Source organism: Oceanicella sp., assembly GCF_056449545.1.
In genome coordinates, this window is the sequence record NZ_JBWOMN010000055.1 from 1 (window position 1) to 17,526 (window position 17,526).

Below are 17,526 nucleotides of genomic sequence, written 5' to 3' on the forward strand. Positions count from 1 at the left end.
AACACCCGCGCCTTGCCCAGCGCCTCCAGCGCAGCGACGGCGCGGCGCGGGGCGGCGTCGCTCACCCGCAGCAGCCGCGCCGCATCGCCGGGGCCGTCGACATAGCGCAGCATCCGCAGCCCCGCCACCGGCCCGACCGCCCGCGCCACGCCGCCCATATCCGCCGCCAGCCGCCGCATGGGCGCCAGCCGCGCCCAGTCCACGGCGCCGTCAAGCGCCCGGCGCGCCGCCCCCGGCCCCATGCGCATCAGCCGCCCCGGCGAGGGCAGGCGATCAAGCCGCACCGCGCCCTGCATCGCGCCCCGCATCGTCGCCGTCAGGGGCCGGGTCAGCGCCCCGAGCCGGCGCGCGATCTTCAGCGTCGCCACCCCGGCCTTGATCCCGTAACTGGTCCCGCCGGTCAGCGGCGCGCCCGCCGCGGCCGCCAGCCCCAGCGCCGACAACCCCAGCGTCAGGCGGTCCACCTCGCGCCCCGCCAGATAATCCGATCCCGCCCAGGCGAGGCTTTTCAGATCCCCCGTCGGCAGCAATTCATTGGCCAGCCCGCAGGCGATGGCGGCGCCGCTGCCAGACAGATCCCGCGCCGCCACGCCCAGCGCGCAATCGCCGATCATCGCCAGCGCGCCGCGTTCGGCCGAATCGCGCGCCGCCAGTCGCGCGGCGATCCCGGGGTCCAGCGCCACCCCGGCCAGCCCCCGCGGCCCGCTCAGCGACATCAGCGCGTCGATGCGCGGCCAGTCGGCGGGGCGGGCGTCCAGCGCCATCGACACCTCGCGCCCCAGCCAGGCCGAATCCACCCGCGCGACCAGCGCGCGGTCCAGCCGCAGCCGGATCTCCGCCGCCCCCGGGCGCCCCAGCGATCGGGTCAACGGATGCGCGGCGATCTGCCATGCCAGCAGCGCGGCGCTCGCCAGCGACCCGAAGACGAGCAGCCCCGCCACCGGCTTTCGCCAGTCCGCCGGACGCCGCGCGCGGGCCAGGGCGCTCACCGCGCCGTCACACCAGCGCCGCCGCGCGCGCCGCGGCGGCGGTCAGCCGCGCGGACTCGATGCGCGCCGCCTCCAGTCGCTCGCGCTGCTCCGCGACAACCGCCTCGGGCGCCCTGGCAAGGAATTTTTCGTTGGCGAGCTTCTTCTCGATGCCGCCGACCTCCCTGCCGATCTTCTGCAATGCCTTGTCCAGCCGGGCCTTTTCCGCCTTCGCGTCGATCACGTCGGCCAGCGGCAGACAGACCACGGCGCCTTCCAGCGACAGCGTCACCGCGCCCCGCGGCGCCGCCTCGGCGCGCGAGAACCCGTCGAGCCGCGCCAACCGCGAGATCAGCGCCAGATTGTCGCTGATCCGCGATTGCGCCGCCGCGTCGCCCTCCACCATCACCAGCGGCAGCCTGGCCGAGGGCGGCACGTTCATCTCCGCGCGCACCGAGCGCACCGCCTCGATCAGCGCGATGGTCCAGCCGATCTGCGCGTCGGCCTCCCGATCCGCCAGATCGGCGCCGTATTGCGGCCAGGGCGCGTGGATCAGCGGCGTGTCGCGGGCGGCGATCTGTCCCCACAGCGCCTCGGTGACGAACGGCATGATCGGGTGCAGCAGGATCAGGCACTGGTCGATCGCCCAGGCCAGCGTGGCGCGGGTCTCGTCCTTGTCGGCGCCGTCGGGCCCCATCAGGATCGGCTTTGAAAATTCCAGATACCAATCGCAGACCACGCCCCAGACATGGGCGTAAAGCCCGCTCGCCGCGTCATTGAACCGGTAGCCCTCAAGCGCCGAATCCGTGGCCGCGCGCAGCCGCCCGGTCTCGCCGACGATCCATCTGTTGAGCGGCAGGCGCACCGCCGAGGGGTCGAAATCCGCCGCCGGCTTGCACTGGTTCATCTCGGCGAAGCGCGCGGCGTTCCACAGCTTGGTGCCGAAATTGCGATACCCCGCGACGCGGCTCACCGACAGTTTTATGTCGCGCCCCATGGCCGCCATCGAGGTCAGGGTGAAGCGCACCGCATCGGCGCCGAATTCGTCGATCAGCTCCAGCGGGTCGATGACGTTGCCGAGCGATTTCGACATCTTCTTGCCCTTCTCGTCGCGCACCAGCGCATGGACATAGACGTCATGGAACGGAACCTGCGGCTTGCCGTCGGCGTCCTTCATGAAATGCAGCCCCAGCATCATCATCCGGGCGACCCAGAAGAAGATGATGTCGAACCCGGTCAGCAGCACCGAGGACGGGTAGTATCTTTGCAGGTCCCCGGTGTTTTCAGGCCAGCCCATGGTGCCCATGGGCCAGAGCCCGGACGAAAACCAGGTGTCGAGCACGTCGGTGTCGCGGGTCAGCGCGGTCGGCGCGCCGTAATGGGCCTCGGCGGCGGCCTGCGCCTCCGGTTCCGAACCCTCGCAGAACGCGGTCCCGTCCGGCCCGTACCAGACCGGCACCTGATGCCCCCACCACAGCTGGCGCGAGATGCACCACGGCTCGATATTGTCGAGCCACTGAAAATAGGTCTTTTCCCAGGTCTTGGGCACGAACCGCGTGTCGCCCTCGCGCACCGCCGCCAGCGCCGGGGCGGCCAGGGTCTTGGCGTCGACGAACCACTGATCGGTCAGATAGGGCTCGACCGCGACCTTCGATCGGTCGCCATGGGGGACCATGTGCAGTTCGGAGTCGATGCCGTCGAGCCAGCCCTGCGCCTCGGCCAGCGCCACGATCCGCTTGCGGGCCTCGTAGCGGTCGAGCCCGCTCAGCGCCATGGCCTCGGGCGCGGGCGCGCAGCCTTCGAGGAAATCGGCGTTTTCCGCCAGTTCGATGCTGGCGCGCGGCCCCATCACGTTGACCGCGCGCAGCCCGCAGCGCTTGCCCACCTGAAAATCGTTGAAATCATGCGCCGGGGTGATTTTCACCGCGCCGGTGCCCTTTTCCGGGTCGGCGTAATCGTCGGCGACGATGGGAATGCGCCGCCCGACCAGCGGCAGGACGACCTCCTTGCCCACCAGATCCGCATAGCGCGCGTCATGGGGGTGCACCGCGACCCCGGTGTCCCCGAGCATGGTCTCCGGGCGGGTGGTGGCGACGGTGATGTAGTCGCGCTCCTCCCAGGCCGAGGGGTCGTCGTCGTCGGGGGTCCAGTCGCGCAGGATGACATCCTCGCCATCCTGTTCGCGCACCACCGGGTGGTCGTATCTGACCCCGTCCGCCAGCCTGTAGCGAAACCGCCACAAGAAGCCCTTCTGTTCGACCTGCTCGACCTCGAGATCCGAAATCGCGGTTTCGAAATGCGGGTCCCAGTTCACAAGGCGCTTGTCCTTGTAGATCAGCCCGTCCTTGTAAAGCCCGACGAACACCCGCAGAACCGCGTCGTGAAAGCCTTCGTCCATGGTGAAGCGGTTGCGCGACCAGTCGCAGGTGGCGCCGAGGCGTTTCAGCTGATTGACGATCACGCCGCCGGATTCCGCCTTCCACGCCCAGACCTTTTCAACGAACAGCCGGCGCGCCTCGGCCACGCCATGGGCCTCGATCAGATCGCGCCGCCCGGGTTCGCCGGCTTCGGCCAGGCGCCGTTCCACCACCATCTGCGTGGCGATGCCGGCGTGGTCCTGCCCCGGCTGCCACAGCGTGTCGAAACCCTGCATGCGCTTCCAGCGGATCAGAATGTCCTGCAGCGTGCTGTTGAGCGCGTGCCCGATATGCAGCGATCCGGTGACGTTGGGCGGCGGGATCAGGATCGCGAAGGTCTCGTCGCGCGTCGCGTTGGCGCCGGCCGCAAACCGGCCCTCCGATTCCCATTTGGCGTAGATCGCGGTTTCCGCGGCGGCGGCGTCGAATGTCTTGTCCATGGTCATCGCGCGGGCTTTCCAGTGGCGGCCGTGATTTGGTCGGGCGCCTGTTTAACCCGCCTCGCGGGGCTGGGAAAGCGCAACCTCGCGCGCGGCCGCGCCCTGTTCGGGGCGCGGCGCGATCCGTGCCCGCGGAACGCCGGGCGTCAGCCGATGACGGTCAGGGGCGGGCGTTCAGGATGCTGGCGATGCTGCGCTGCACCTCGCGCTGCACCAGGCGGCGGATATTGGCCGAGATGCGGTCGCCGAGCGAGCCGCTCAATTCCTTGCGGATGGCGTCGCTGATCAGCGCGTCCAGTTCCTGCCGGGTCAGCCCGGCGACGCTGCGCGCGTCATCGGCGGCGTCGAGATCGAACAGCCCGGCTTTCGGTTTTTCCGGCGCCGCGTCGTCGCCGTCGCGCTCCGGCGCCGCGGCGGGGGGCTCCGCGCCGCGCCCGGCGACGGCGTCCGCCGCATCGGGGGCCGGGATCGCGAATTTCGGCTCCAGACGGAACGGCGTGACGCTGGCCAGATTCGGGGCGGCCGCCGGGGCATCGTCATCGTCATCGGCATCGGCGTCAGCGGCGACGCGCAGCCCCGCATGTTCGCGCAGCCGCAGCACGGGCGCATCCTGATCGGGCGCATCCTGATCGGGGGCATCCTGATCGGGGGCAACCTGATCGGGGGCATCCCCCCCGGCGGCCGCTTCCGGCGCGCCGCCCCCTTGCGCGTCCCCACCACCGTCCACGCGCAGCGAGGGCGTCAGCACCAGCACGTCATCGTCGTCGAGCGCCTCGCGCGCATCGGCCGCCGCGCCGTCCCCCTCCGCCGCGGCGTCCGTCGCGGCGCGATCGCCTTCCTCGCTCACGATTCTGCGGATCGACGCCAGAATGTCGCCGCCCGGCGCCTCGCCGTCAGATTCGGGTTTTTCCTGCATGTTTCGCCTCGTCTCGCCGCCCGCAAAGGCGGCTCGGCCTGCACGTCAGGCCGGGTTACGCCTGTCGGCGGCCTGCGTCAGGGGCGCAGGCTGCTCGACCACTCAGTGCTTTCGTCCCGATCATATGTATACGGGCTTTCGTTAATTTTTTCGACATATCCGGCGGGATCGTAGCGATCGACCTTCAGCCCCAGATGCCGCACGGTCAGGCTGCCCACCGAGGCCAGCAGCTGATAGGCGGCGACGTATTCGTCGCGCTTGCTGTCCACCAGATCGACCCGCGCGCTCACCAATTCCTGCTCGGCGTCGAGCACGTCCAGCGTGGTGCGCGCGCCCAGCGTGGCTTCCTCCTTCACCCCGTCAAAGGCGATCTGGGCGGCCTTGATCTGCTGCTGCGCGGCGCGGATCGAGGCCCGCGCCACCGCCAGATTGGTCCAGGCGATCGCCGTCTGCTGGCGGATCTGGCGGGCGATCTCGTGGATCTGCGCCTGCTGGCTGGCCAGCCGCGCCTGCGCCTCGCGCACGATCGACGGGTTGCGCCCGCCGGTCCAGATCGGCACCTCGCCGGCCAGCCCGATTGTCGCGGTCTGGCTTTCGCCGCGCGCCGAATTGCTGGTGGTGAGGTCGTTGGCGTAGCGCAGCGAGCCCTGCAGGTTGAGCGTCGGCAGCCGCAGCCCGATGGCCGATTTCACCCCGAATTCCGCCTGGCGGGCGTTGAAGCGGGCGACCTGGATCTGCGGGTGGTTGGCCTCGGCCAGCGCCACCGCGGCGTTCAGGGAATCGGGCAGGTCGGGCAAGGGCGGCGGGCGCTGCAGGTCCTGGGGCAGGTCGCCGATGGCGGCAAGATAGTTCTGCCGCGAGGCCGCCAGCGCCCCGGTCACCGCCGCCAGCGTGGCGCGCGACGAGGCCAGCCGCGCCTCGGCCTGGCTGACATCGGTGCGGGTGACTTCGCCGACCTCGAAGCGGTCCCGCGCGGCGCGCAGCTGTTCGGAGATCACCCGCACGTTGTTGCGCGACAGCGCCACGCGCTGAATGTCGCGGCGCACGTCCTCATAGGCGGTCACGGCGGCCAGCAGCACGTCCTGCTCCACCGATTCCAGTTCCGCGCGGGTGGCGTTGACGTTTTCCTCGGCCCCGCGCACCGCGTTTTCAATCCGCCCGCCGGCGTAGATAGGGATGGTGCCGACCAGCCCCAGCGACACCTCGTCCGAACTGTCGCGGCGGCTGCCGTCCAGCCCGCCCCCGACCCGGCGCTGGATGCCGTCGGAATTGGTCACCCCGTAGGCGTAATCGCCGGTGACGGTGCCGAAGCTGGCGGCGCGTTCCTGCACCACGCCCTCGTCGGCGGCGCGCAGATTGGCCCGCGTGGCGGCCAGATTGGGATGATACTGATACGCCTTGACCAGCGCGTTGGAAAAAACCTCCGCCAGCGCCGGCGAGGCGCTCAGGCAGACGGCCGCGACCAGTCCAGAAACGAAACCGCGCCCCGGAGGGCAGAACTTGATTTTCATGCTTTCGCCCCGTGACTTCCCGTAGATCATTGGCCCGTGGGCTCAATGCCGCCCAGCGCCGCGTCAACCTTAACCGACCCTGTCAGGGAGCGCAAAGAACATTAGCCGCCAGGATTGACATCCCGGGCTGCGCGGCCGAGGCCGGGCGCGAAGGGGACTGATTTTCGCAGCCATTGCAAGACGCTGGCGCGTGGCGGCGGCGCGCAGCCCTGCTGCGCCCCCAGCGCGCGAAAGGCCCGTCACCGCCGCGCCGCGCCGCCTGCCCGGCGCTCCCTCGGGGCGAGCGTCGGCGCCGTCGGTGAAATCAGAAGGCGAATTCGGCCTCGCGGCGGAACTCCGGCAGCACCGGCGCCGCGGCGTCGAAGGCCCGCCGCCGGGTCAGCGCGCCGCCGGCGCGCAGCCAGACGACGCAGCGCCCGATCTCGCCATCCATCTCGATGGCCACCAGCCGCCCGCCCTCGCGCAGCTGATCGGTGAGCGCTTCGGGCAGGGTCTCCACCCCGCCATTGATCATGATCACGTCGAAGGGCGCCTCCGAGGGCGCCCCCGCCGCCAGCGCGCCCTGCTGGGCCACGGCGTTGTCGATTTCCAGATCCGCCAGCGTCGCGGCGGCCTTGCGGGCCATGGCTTCGTCGCTCTCCACCCCGATCGCCGCCGCGCACATATGCGCCAGCACGGCGGTGGAATAGCCCAGCCCGCAACCCAGATCGAGCACCAGATCCCCGGGTTCGATCTCCGCCGCCTCGATCATCTTCGCGAACACCCGCGGGTCGAGCAGCACCCGCTCGTCATTCAGCGCCACATGCTCGCCCGCATAGCAGACCGCGCGCAGGGCGCTGGGCACGAAGCGTTCGCGCGGGGTGCGCAGCATGGCGTCGATGATCGGGAATCGGGTCACGTCCGAGGGACGGACCTGGCAATCCACCATGGCGACGCGCGCGGTTTCGAAATCGGGCATCGGGGCCTCCGCTTGGCTCTGACCCTGCCGGGTCGACGGTCGTCGTTGCTTTGCCACAGCTTGCGGGCGCTGTCCATGCGTCGGCGGCGCAGGGGCGCGCGTTCGGCCCGCCTCCAGCCGCCGGAGCGCGCCGTCGGGCCCGCACGGCGTGACCGGGGTCCGGCGCCGGTCCCGCGCATGGCCGTCGGGACCGGCGAAACAGCCGCCGAACCCTTCCCTTGCGGCGCTGGACACGCCCCGGGGCCGCCGCTATAACCCCGCCACCGCTCAAGACGGGGCATGGCGACGTGGCGGAGTGGTTACGCAGCGGATTGCAAATCCGTGCACACCGGTTCGATTCCGGTCGTCGCCTCCACGACCTGGCGGTTTCGCGACCGAAAGGTCCGCGCAAGCGTTCACCGTCTTGGTCGTGACCCCTTCGCCAAGGCGACGAGACTCCCGTCGGCCCTCCCCGGCGTCGGCCATCTCCGGCGTCGACCATCTCCGGCGCGATCGCGGCGCAGATCTCGATCCCGTTCGCCGCGCAGCGCGCCGACCACCCCATGAACGCGGCGGTCTCTCCGGCGCCCATGCCCGCGCGCAGCAGGTTCGCGGCCGCCATCCCCCGCGTGTCGTGAAAGCGCAACGCGCCGCGCAGCCCGGCCCGATTGCGCCAGCAGCCGATGTATTGGCTGATGCGCTGCTTGATCGGCGGGTGGCCGGCGGCGTTGACGAGGCGTGAGATGGCGACAAACCCCCATGGCAACATTGCGCTTGATCCGAACAAACGCCAGTAATCGCAACGGGTTGTGGAATGCCGCGTTTCGCTCCGGAACTCAGGGGGCGCCGGGGGGTTGGGGCGGATGCGCCGCAATTCGGAACGCGACAGGCCTGGATCCAGACGGCGCCGGGCGTGTCGGGCAAGTTGGCGGCGGCGCAAGGAAGCGCTGATGTTTTTCCCGTGACGTCCAAGGGGCCGTTCGCGTATTGATACGGTCGAACAGCATTCATGGGCGCCGCATTCGAACCGCGTTGAAAGCCGGGAACAATTTCATCATGCAGACGACATCCACCGTTATCGACATATGCATCTTCGCCCATAATGAGGCCGAGACCGTCGACAACGTCATTCAAGACGTCGCTGCGCAGACGCTTATGAAAAACCCTGACCTCGATGTCCGGGTCCTCGTGCTCGCCAACGGTTGCGCCGATGACACCGTCGCACGTGGACGGGCCGCCTGCGAGGCGCTTCCCGCGCCGGCGCGCGACAGGATTTCGGTCATCGAGCTTGCGCAGGGCGGCAAATCTCGAACCTGGAACCATTTCACCCACAGCGCCTCGCGCGCCGAAGCGACGCTGCTGATGTTCATGGAGCGGATATCCGGTTGCCGCGAACGGACACTCTGGCGCGCATGGCGGCGGCCATGGCCGCGCGGCCGGAGTTGCGGGCCTTCAGCAGTCAGCCGGTCAAGGACCTGGTTCATCATGATATCGATACCGGATTCAGTGGCCGTCTGATCGCCGCCTCGGCGGGGATGCTGAGCGATTGGCGCAGCGCCATTTCCGGCAGCCTGCACGTTCAGCGCGCCGCTGTCGCACGCACGATATCGATGCCCGTTGGTCTGCCCGTCGAGGATGGTTTCCTGCGCGCCATGATCCTGACTGACCTGTTGACCGGGCCCGAGCGGTTGGAGCGGATCGACGGCGAGGACGGGGTCTTTCATGTCTATGAATCGACGCGCACGATCAAGGAGCTGATCCAGCACCAGACCCGGATCGTGATAGGCGGCTCGGTGAACTCCGCCCTGTTCAGACTGATGCGCCGCGATGCGCCAGGCCATGATCAGGCGCAGGCGCTTCTCGAAAAAGCGGCTGCCGACGATGCCTGGCTCGCCAATGCTCTTCGTCAGGAACTGCCGCGAGCGCCATTCGGCTACGTTCCCTTCCATTTTCTCGTCAAGCGCCTGAACGTGGCGCGAAGGCCCGGCTGGCGCGTCACTCCGAAAAACCTGCTGCTGCTGGCTCTTGGCTTCGGCTTTGATGCGCTCGTCTATGTGAACGCTTCGGCGAAGATGGCGCGCGGCGCCGGCGCCGGGCACTGGTAAGCGCCTGCCCGCGATCCCGCCCGAACCGCCCCGCGCTTTCCGGAGGCAGGCTGGCGCTACGCGGCGCAGACGAGTCGACTCGCCCGTTTTGAAGAAGATCTCCGCCCCCATGTCCTGGTGTTTCATGGGAGATCGACGACTGGACGGGGGGATCGTCGATATCCGCGAAGATGACCAAAGCGGACATCGAAAATGCAGTCGCTCGGCTGGTGGACCGGCGGCGCGCCGCCATCTTTTCATGAGAAGAAGCGATCTCCAGTTGACGTATCTTTTTCACCAATGATAGACTTTCACCAAAGAAGGCCGATCCAGCGCCATATGGTTGAAAATATGGCCGTAATCTGGTCGATAACATGGTCAAGGCTGGCGCAAGTCAATCATCGCCGGCTGTCGGGGGGGAGTGCGTCGTGCAAGCGACCGTCAAGGAAATCGCGTCGCCCTTCCTGCGCTTGGTCAACGCCTCCAAGACCTTTGCCGGCAACACCGTTCTGAAAAACATCTCCCTGGACATCCGGGCCGGCGAAGTGCACGCGCTGATGGGGGAGAACGGCGCCGGAAAATCCACCCTGATCAAGATCCTCGCCGGGCTGCACGCCCCGGATCCGGGCAGCGGGCTTTGGGTGGCGGGCGAAAGGGTCGAATACCGCACCCCCGCAGACGCCATCGCCGACGGGATCGCCACCGTGCACCAGGAATTGCTGCTGTTCCCCGAACTGAGCGTGGCCGAGAACATCTTCATCGGGCATTACCCCAAGCGCCGCGGCGGCGCGATCAACTGGGACGAGGCCCGGCGTCAGGCCAGGGCCATTCTGAAGGAGCTGGACGCCGCCGATCTGGATGTCGACGCCAGGGTGTCCCAGCTGTCGGTGGCCCAGCGCCAGCGGGTGGAGATCGCCCGGGCCATGAGCCTGAACGCACGGATTCTGATCCTCGACGAACCGACCGCGGCGCTCTCGGAAAAAGACGTTCTGCGCCTGCTCGACGTGGTCAGGGGATTGAAGGGGCGCGGGGTCGGGGTTCTTTACGTCAGCCACCGGATGTCCGAGATCTTTCAGATCGCCGATCGTCTGACGGTGCTGCGGGACGGGGAATTCATCGCCACCAACCCGGTCGGGGATGTCGACGAGGACAAGATCGTCTCGATGATGGTGGGGCGGTCCATCGATCAGCTGTTTCCCAAGGTCGCCCCCGTGATCGGCGCGCCGGTGATGGAGGTGCGCAACCTCAATCGCGGGCCGATGGTGCGCGACATATCCTTCACCCTGCGCCGGGGCGAGATATTCGGCATCGCCGGGCTGGTGGGGTCGGGGCGCAGCGAACTGGCGCACACGCTGTTCGGCCTCGCGCCGGCCAGCTCCGGCCAGATCCGCATCAACGGCCGGGAGGTCACGATCGCGTCGCCGGCGGCGGCGCGCGATCTCGGCCTGGCCTATGTGCCCGAGGACCGCAGCACGCAAGGCCTGGTGCGCTCGATGGACATCAAGCAGAACGTCTCCATGGCCGCCCTGAAGCGCGTCGCCTGGGGGATCTGGATCCGCCCCGACCTTGAAAGACGGCGCGGGGCCGCGGCGATCCGGAAACTGGGGGTGCGGGCGGCCGACGGGCCGGACCAGATCGTGACCCGACTTTCCGGCGGCAACCAGCAAAAGGTCGTGGTCGCCAAATGGCTGGAAACCCGGCCCGACATCCTGATCCTGGACGAACCGACGCGCGGGGTCGATGTCGGGGCCAAGGCCGAAATCCACAAGCTGATCGGCGAACTCACCCTGTCGGGACTGGCGATCTTGATGATTTCAAGCGAAATGCCCGAAATCCTTGGCATGAGCGACCGGGTGATGGTGATCAACAGCGGCCGCAACGCCGGCGTGTTCGATCGCGACCGGCTCAGCCCCGAGCTGCTGGGCCAGGCGATGACCCGGGACATGCGGGTCCCCGCGCCCGCGCCGGGAAACGCCGGCGGGCAGCCGGGGAACGCCGGCGGGCGGCCGGGCGAGACCGCAGGAACGGCGCCGGGGCGGTCTGATGAGTGAAGCCCGCGACGCGGCCCCGGCCCCGACGGCCGCCAGCGGCAGGCTGGCGCTGTTCCTGCGCGGCTACGGGCAGGAAATCGTCATAGCCTTGGCGCTGGCGGTTCTTTTCGTGGTCGTGGGGGCCGTCAACCCGCGCTTTCTCGGCGCGGGCAACCTGACGACCATCTTTTCGGGCAACGCCTACATCGCGGTCGCCGCCATCGGCATGTCGATGGTGATCATCACCGGCAACATCGACGTTTCGGTCGGCGCCCTGATCGGGGTTCTGGCCACCATCTCGGGCACGCTGGCGGCGGACGGATACCCGGTGATCGTCGCCTGGACCGCGCCGGTCGTCGTGGGCGTCGCGGTCAACGCCTTGGTGGGGGTTCTGGTGGCTTACGCCAGGATTCCCTCGATCGTGGTGACGTTGGGCATGCTGTCCATCCTGCGCGGCGGCCTGATCAGCGTCACCGAAGGCGCCTGGGTCAGCGGCTTTCCGCCCGAATTCATGATCGCCCAGAAAAAGATCTTCGGACTGGCCGCCCCGGTGATCTTCATGGTGGTCCTGACCGTTCTGGCGTTCCTGTGGATGCGCTATTCGGCCTTCGGGCGTTCGCTGTATGCGGTTGGCGGCAATCCGGAGGCGGCGCGGGCCGCGGGCATACCCGTCGAGCGGCGGATCGTTGCGGTTTTCATGATCCACGGCGCCTTCGCCGGGCTGGCCACCGTGCTGTTCGCCACGCAGTTGAGCATCATTCAATCCACCGTCCCGCCGAACCTTGAACTGACGGTGATCATGGCCTCGGTCATCGGCGGGGTGTCGATCCTCGGCGGCCTGGGGTCGGTGATCGGCTCCACCCTCGCGACGATCCTGTTCGCCGCGATCGGTTCGGCGATGATCTTCATCTCCATTTCCGCCTATTGGCTGCGGGCGGTGATCGGGACCCTGATCCTGATCACCGTGCTGGCGGACATGATGCGCCGGCGCCGGGCGGGACGGGAATGACATGAAAAAGCTCATTCGCCACGAATCGATCCTCGCGGTCCTGTGCATCCTCGCGATCGCCTTTCTGGTCACCCAGACCGACAAGTTCCTGACCGTGGACAACCTGCTCAATCAGGGCCGGCTGATGACCGAGGTCGGGTTGGTGGCCATCGCCATGACCTTTGTCATCTGCACCGGGGGGATCGATCTTTCGGTCGGCTCCATCGTCGGGCTGGCGGCGATCCTGGGCGGGGTGTTCTGGCAAAAGCTGGGCCTGCCCCTGCCCCTGGCCATGTTCCTGGCCGTCGTCGTCGGCACGTTCGCCGGCATGTTCAACGGCCTGATCATCGTGCGCTTCGGCGTCCCGCCGCTGATCGCCACGCTGGCCACGCTGGCGCTGTATCGCGGGCTGGCGGAGGGCATCTCCCAGGCCCGCTCGACGCGCGGATTTCCCGAATGGTTCTACGTGCTCGGTCAGGGCGAGGTCGCCGGAATCCCGACCCAGCTGTGGATATTCGGAACGACGGCGCTGGCGGGCGCGCTGATCCTGGGTCTGACCACCTGGGGGCGCGTGGTCTACGCCATCGGGGCCAACGAGGTGGCCGCGCGGTTTTCCTGCCTGCCGGTCGATCGGGCGAAAATCGCGGTCTACACCGCGTCGGGCGCCGTGGCGGCGACGGCCGGCGTGATCTTCGTGTCCCGGGTGTCGACCACCCGCTCGGACATGGGCACGTCGCTGGAGCTCGACGCCATCACCGCGGTGGTCCTGGGCGGCACCAGCATTTTCGGCGGGCGGGGCACCGTGCTGGGCACGCTTCTCGGCCTGGTTCTCATCCAGTCGCTGAAAAACGGCCTTTCCCTTTCCGGCGTCAAGGGGGACGGCACCACGGTTCTGATCGGGGCGGTGCTGATCGCCACGCTGCTGATCAGCAACCTGATCCATCGAGATGGTTCGCGGTAGGAATCTCAAGAACGAACCGGCGCTGCCAACCCGTTCGCCGGTCGTGAACAACAAGGAGGAAACGATGACACGCAAACTGACGAGCGCGGCGACCCTGGCGGCGGTGATGTCGCTGAGCTTCACCAACGCCTACGGGGCGAACTGGACCGGGGCCGACGATCAGGCCACCAATCCCCTGGCCTGCGACGGCGCCGCGACCGCGGTCGCGGCCCGCGACTATGACGGCGGATCGACCGTCAACGCGCCGGACCGGGCGGGCAAGCCCCTGACCGTGGTCGACGTGCCCAAACTGGTGGGCATCGGCTATTTCAGCGCCACCACCAAGGGCATCACCGAGGCGGCCGCCGAAATGGGCAGCATGAAGGCCACCACCGACGGATCGACCCGGGCCAACATCGACGATCAGATCACCCTGATCGACAACTACATCACCCAGGGCGTCGACGGCATCCTGTTCGCCGCCAACGATCCGGTCGCCATCGCCCCGGTGCTGCGCAAGGCGCTGAACGCGGGCATCAATGTGGTCGGCTACGACGCCAATTCCGAACCCGACGCCCGCAACTGGTTCGTCAACCAGGCCGAATTCAACGGCATCGCCAAGACGCTGATCGACGCGCTGGCCGACGAGATCGGCGAGGACGGCGCGTTCGCCATCGTCACCTCGACCTTCACCACCCCGAACCAGGCCCGCTGGATCGCCGAGATGGAGGCCTATCAGGCCCAGTGCCACCCGAAGATGACCTGGCTTGAAACCGTGGAGGCCCAGGAAGACAACATCCTGTCGTTCAACCAGGCCAACACGCTGCTCAACAAATACGGCGAGGATCTCCAGGGCATCGTCGGCATGACGTCGGTGGCCACCCCCGCCGCCGCCGACGCGGTCACCCAGTCCGGGTTGTGCGGCAAGGTCGCCGTCGTCGGGCTGGCGACCCCCAACGCCATGAAGCCCTATGTGGCCTCGGACTGCGTGAAATCGGTGGTGCTGTGGAACCCGGTCGATCTGGGCTACGCCGCGGCCTATGTGATGCGCGCGGTCGCCGACGGCACGCTGAAGCCGGGCGACGCCTCGGTCGAGGCCGGCAAGCTCGGCACGCTGCAGGTGATCAACGGCAGCGAGATCCTGCTGGGCTCGCCCTTCGTCTTCAACAAGTCCAACATCGAAGGCTTCGATTTCTAGGCGACAGTCCGGAAGCGGGCGGGCCCGCGCGCCAGCGGGCCCGCCTCGCCGCCTCCCCCCTCGTTCCGCGGAGTGATCCACATGACGGCCCAACGCCTGCCCGACAAGTGGGACGCCACCCACGCCGCCGGCCTGGATGAACCGGGATTGCTGCTCTATCGGTCCAATCTGCTGGGCTCCGATCACCGGATCACCAATTACGGCGGCGGCAACACCTCCGCCAAGGTGCGGGACAAGGACCCGCTCACCGGCGCGCCGACCGACGTGCTCTGGGTCAAGGGGTCCGGCGGCGATCTGGGCTCCATGCAGCTGTCCGGCTTCGCCACGCTCCGCATGGACAGGCTGAACAGCTTGCGAAAGATCTATCGCGGCGTCGAATTCGAAGACGAGATGGTCGCTCTCCTGCCCCACTGCACCTTCAATCTCAATCCGCGCGCCGCCTCCATCGACACGCCCCTGCATGCCTACGCGCCCTTCAGACACGTGGACCACATGCATCCCGACGCCATCATCGCCATTGCCGCGGCCCGTGACGGCCAGGCCCTGACGCAGGAGATTTTCGGCGACCGGATCGGCTGGCTGCCCTGGAAGCGGCCCGGCTTCGAACTGGGGCTGCGGCTGAGCCGGTTCATCGCCGAAAACCCCGACGCCAAGGGCGTCATCCTGCAAAGCCACGGCTTGTTCACCTGGGCGGACAGCTCCAGATCCTGCTATGGCCTGACCCTTGAAATCATCAACCGGGCCATGGCCTGGCTGGACGGCAAGACCGCCGGCGCGGCGGCTTTCGGCGGCCCTCGGCATGCGCCGCTCTCTCCGGCGCGCCGCTTTGCCGTGGCCGCCAGGCTGATGCCGGCCATTCGCGGGCTGATCAGCCGGGACGCGCGCAAGGCGGGCCATTTCGACGACGGCGAAGCGGCGCTCGAATTCGTCTGCAGCCATGACATGGCGGCGCTGGCGGCGCTGGGCACGTCCTGCCCCGACCATTTCCTGCGCACCAAGATCCGGCCGCTGGTGATCGATTTCGACCCGCTGAACCCGGATGCGGAGGCGACGATCGCCGGCCTGCCGGCGCAGGTCGAAGCCTATCGGGAGGAGTATGCGGCCTATTGGAAGCGCTGCGCCAACCCCGACAGCCCGGCGATGCGCGACCCCAACGCCGTGGTCTGTCTGGCCCCGGGCGTCGGCATGTTCACCTTTGCCCGGGACAAGGCGACAGCCCGCATCGCGGCCGAATTCTACACCAACGCCATCAACGTCATGCGCGGGGCGAGCGCGGTTTCGACCTATCAGGCCCTGCCCGAGCAGGAGGCGTTCGACATCGAATACTGGGCGCTGGAGGAGGCCAAGCTGCAACGCATGCCGGCGGCGAAATCGCTGGCCGGGCGCGTGGCCTTCATCACCGGCGGCGCCGGGGGCATCGGCCGGGCCACCGCCCGGGAACTGCTCCGGCACGGCGCCTGCGTGATGCTGGCCGACATCGACGCCGAGGCCCTGACCCGCGTCGGCGCGGAGCTGGCCGCCGATTTTTCCGGCGATGTCGTGGACATGGTCGAGATGGACGTCACCGCCGAGCATGACGTTCAGGGCGCCTTCGAAAAGACCATGGTGCGTTTCGGGGGGGTCGACATCGTGGTCTCCAATGCCGGCATCGCCGCTTCGGCGCCGGTGGAGGACACCAGCCTGGCGCAGTGGGACAAGACCATGGGCATTCTTTCGACCGGGTATTTCCTGGTCTCCCGCGAGGCGTTCCGCTGTTTCACGCGCCAGGACATCGGCGGCGCGGTGGTGTTCGTGGCGTCCAAGAACGGCCTCGCCGCCTCGCCCGGCGCCAGCGCCTATTGCACGGCCAAGGCCGCGGAAATCCATCTGGCCCGCTGCCTGGCGCTGGAGGGCGCCGAACGCGGCATTCGCGTCAACACCGTCAATCCCGACGCGGTGCTGCGCGGATCGAAGATCTGGACCGGGGAATGGCTGGAAGCGCGATCGAAAGCCCACGGCGCCGACAAGCGGGGCCTCGAGGAACACTACCGGCAGCGATCCTTGCTCAAGCGCTCGGTCTTTCCCCATGACATCGCCCGGGCGGTCTGTTTTCTCGCCTCGGACCAGTCCGAGAAATCCACCGGCAACATCATCAATGTCGACGCCGGCAACATCAATGCGTTCACTCGCTAGGGGCGCCGCGATGGGGCGCATGACATCGCAGGCGATCAAGGGGACGACCCGGCCGCGCAGGACCGCCATCGGCGACACCCGCTTCGGAGCGTCGGGCGACGGCGGCGGCGACGGCGGCGACGTTTGAACGAAACCAGCACGGATCGGACGCATGGACCGACATCAAACGATTCTGGCGCTGCTGCGGGACCGCCCGTTCGCCTCGGTGCGCGATCTGCAAGCCACCCTCGACGTATCCGCCTCCACCATACGCCGCGACATCGACCGGCTGGACGATCTGGGCCTGGCGCGCAAGGTCTACGGCGGCGTCGCCACCCGTGAAGGCTCGACCCGCTCCAACCAGCCGGCCCGCCCGTTCGACGAAAACCTGGGACTGGCGGTCGAAGCCAAGCGCGCCATCGCCCGCGAGGCGGCGAAACTGGTGCGCGACGGCGACCGCCTGATCGTTCACGCCGGATCGACCTGCTATGCGCTTGGGGTCCTTCTGGCGCGGCGCAACGTGACCCTGTTCACCAACTCCGTGCCCCTGGCGGCTTTCCTGGGGGAAAACGGCGCCTGCAACCTGAACGTCGCCGGCGGCGAAGTGCATCGGGAGCCGGGAACCTTCCATGACCCGAACCGGGTCTCGAACCCGTTCTTCGCCTCGCGGTTCTTTCTCGGCGCGCAAGGCGTCGGCCCGGAAGGCCTGCTTGAATCCCACCCGCTGATCGTCGAACTGACGCAGATGTTCGCGGCTTGGGTCGATGAGATCATCGTCATGATCGACAGCCGGAAATTCGATATTCACGCCCGCATCGTCGCCCTGCCGTTTTCCCGCGTCGGCGTGGTGATCACCGACGAGAACGTCAGCGACAACTGCGCGAAGATGCTCGAGGATCAGGGGGTGGATCTGCGCGTCGTCGCGATCGACCCGGAGGGGTCCTGA

Annotated in this window: 13 protein-coding genes and 1 tRNA gene; 9 read left to right on the forward strand and 5 right to left on the reverse strand. The window is 68.2% G+C overall.

What is annotated here, in order from left to right; all coding sequences use genetic code 11:
• From AC1HC7_RS07370 to AC1HC7_RS07390, 5 genes are all read right to left on the reverse strand, one after another.
• On the reverse strand, nucleotides 1-989 hold a 989-nt coding region (locus AC1HC7_RS07370; protein WP_479498883.1), incomplete at its 3' end, for a hypothetical protein.
• A 7-nt stretch (nucleotides 990-996) separates the two neighbouring features.
• Nucleotides 997-3,831 carry a valine--tRNA ligase gene (locus AC1HC7_RS07375; protein WP_479498884.1) on the reverse strand — a complete coding sequence of 945 codons (2,835 nt, stop codon included), beginning with the start codon at nucleotides 3,829-3,831 and terminating at the stop codon, nucleotides 997-999.
• Between the two features lie 154 nt (nucleotides 3,832-3,985).
• Nucleotides 3,986-4,741 carry a hypothetical protein gene (locus tag AC1HC7_RS07380; RefSeq protein WP_479498885.1) on the reverse strand — a complete coding sequence of 252 codons (756 nt, stop codon included), beginning with the start codon at nucleotides 4,739-4,741 and terminating at the stop codon, nucleotides 3,986-3,988.
• Nucleotides 4,742-4,818: 77 nt separating this feature from the next.
• Nucleotides 4,819-6,252 (reverse strand): TolC family outer membrane protein, encoded by a 1,434-nt coding sequence (locus tag AC1HC7_RS07385; RefSeq protein WP_479497738.1) that lies wholly within the window; start codon nucleotides 6,250-6,252, stop codon nucleotides 4,819-4,821.
• A 304-nt stretch (nucleotides 6,253-6,556) separates the two neighbouring features.
• Nucleotides 6,557-7,210: a protein-L-isoaspartate O-methyltransferase family protein gene (locus AC1HC7_RS07390; RefSeq protein WP_479497739.1), complete on the reverse strand. Its 654-nt coding sequence runs from the start codon at nucleotides 7,208-7,210 to the stop codon at nucleotides 6,557-6,559.
• A 281-nt stretch (nucleotides 7,211-7,491) separates the two neighbouring features.
• Here AC1HC7_RS07390 and AC1HC7_RS07395 point away from each other — a divergent pair.
• The 9 genes from AC1HC7_RS07395 (at nucleotide 7,492) to AC1HC7_RS07435 (ending at nucleotide 17,526) form a co-directional block, all read left to right on the forward strand.
• Nucleotides 7,492-7,565 (forward strand) — tRNA-Cys (locus tag AC1HC7_RS07395).
• Nucleotides 7,566-8,245: 680 nt separating this feature from the next.
• Nucleotides 8,246-8,707, forward strand: coding sequence for a glycosyltransferase (locus AC1HC7_RS07400; RefSeq protein WP_479498886.1), 462 nt, complete (start codon nucleotides 8,246-8,248; stop codon nucleotides 8,705-8,707).
• Nucleotides 8,602-9,294: a hypothetical protein gene (locus AC1HC7_RS07405; RefSeq protein WP_479498887.1), complete on the forward strand. Its 693-nt coding sequence runs from the start codon at nucleotides 8,602-8,604 to the stop codon at nucleotides 9,292-9,294. The genes AC1HC7_RS07400 and AC1HC7_RS07405 overlap by 106 nt, the downstream gene beginning before the upstream one ends.
• 407 nt (nucleotides 9,295-9,701) lie before the next feature.
• The gene (locus AC1HC7_RS07410) at nucleotides 9,702-11,324 is read left to right on the forward strand and encodes a sugar ABC transporter ATP-binding protein (protein WP_479498888.1); all 1,623 of its coding nucleotides are present in this window, start codon (nucleotides 9,702-9,704) and stop codon (nucleotides 11,322-11,324) included.
• Nucleotides 11,317-12,312 (forward strand): ABC transporter permease, encoded by a 996-nt coding sequence (locus AC1HC7_RS07415; RefSeq protein WP_479497742.1) that lies wholly within the window; start codon nucleotides 11,317-11,319, stop codon nucleotides 12,310-12,312. The genes AC1HC7_RS07410 and AC1HC7_RS07415 overlap by 8 nt, the downstream gene beginning before the upstream one ends.
• Nucleotide 12,313: 1 nt before the next feature.
• Nucleotides 12,314-13,252: an ABC transporter permease gene (locus tag AC1HC7_RS07420; RefSeq protein WP_479497743.1), complete on the forward strand. Its 939-nt coding sequence runs from the start codon at nucleotides 12,314-12,316 to the stop codon at nucleotides 13,250-13,252.
• Nucleotides 13,253-13,316: 64 nt separating this feature from the next.
• Entirely contained in the window at nucleotides 13,317-14,429 is a 1,113-nt protein-coding gene (locus tag AC1HC7_RS07425) for an autoinducer 2 ABC transporter substrate-binding protein (RefSeq protein ID WP_479498889.1), read from the forward strand.
• An 81-nt stretch (nucleotides 14,430-14,510) separates the two neighbouring features.
• Nucleotides 14,511-16,601: a bifunctional rhamnulose-1-phosphate aldolase/short-chain dehydrogenase gene (locus AC1HC7_RS07430; protein WP_479497745.1), complete on the forward strand. Its 2,091-nt coding sequence runs from the start codon at nucleotides 14,511-14,513 to the stop codon at nucleotides 16,599-16,601.
• A gap of 151 nt (nucleotides 16,602-16,752) precedes the next feature.
• Nucleotides 16,753-17,526 carry a DeoR/GlpR family DNA-binding transcription regulator gene (locus AC1HC7_RS07435; protein WP_479497746.1) on the forward strand — a complete coding sequence of 258 codons (774 nt, stop codon included), beginning with the start codon at nucleotides 16,753-16,755 and terminating at the stop codon, nucleotides 17,524-17,526.

Bases quoted from the DNA above. Each gene is read 5' to 3' on its own strand.
- AC1HC7_RS07375 (WP_479498884.1), bottom strand. From the start codon at position 3,831: ATGACCATGGACAAGACATTCGACGCCGCCGCCGCGGAAACCGCGATC.
- AC1HC7_RS07380 (WP_479498885.1), bottom strand. From the start codon at position 4,741: ATGCAGGAAAAACCCGAATCTGACGGCGAGGCGCCGGGCGGCGACATT.
- AC1HC7_RS07385 (WP_479497738.1), bottom strand. From the start codon at position 6,252: ATGAAAATCAAGTTCTGCCCTCCGGGGCGCGGTTTCGTTTCTGGACTG.
- AC1HC7_RS07390 (WP_479497739.1), bottom strand. From the start codon at position 7,210: ATGCCCGATTTCGAAACCGCGCGCGTCGCCATGGTGGATTGCCAGGTC.
- AC1HC7_RS07400 (WP_479498886.1), top strand. From the start codon at position 8,246: ATGCAGACGACATCCACCGTTATCGACATATGCATCTTCGCCCATAAT.
- AC1HC7_RS07405 (WP_479498887.1), top strand. From the start codon at position 8,602: ATGGCGGCGGCCATGGCCGCGCGGCCGGAGTTGCGGGCCTTCAGCAGT.
- AC1HC7_RS07415 (WP_479497742.1), top strand. From the start codon at position 11,317: ATGAGTGAAGCCCGCGACGCGGCCCCGGCCCCGACGGCCGCCAGCGGC.
- AC1HC7_RS07420 (WP_479497743.1), top strand. From the start codon at position 12,314: ATGAAAAAGCTCATTCGCCACGAATCGATCCTCGCGGTCCTGTGCATC.
- AC1HC7_RS07425 (WP_479498889.1), top strand. From the start codon at position 13,317: ATGACACGCAAACTGACGAGCGCGGCGACCCTGGCGGCGGTGATGTCG.
- AC1HC7_RS07430 (WP_479497745.1), top strand. From the start codon at position 14,511: ATGACGGCCCAACGCCTGCCCGACAAGTGGGACGCCACCCACGCCGCC.
- AC1HC7_RS07435 (WP_479497746.1), top strand. From the start codon at position 16,753: ATGGACCGACATCAAACGATTCTGGCGCTGCTGCGGGACCGCCCGTTC.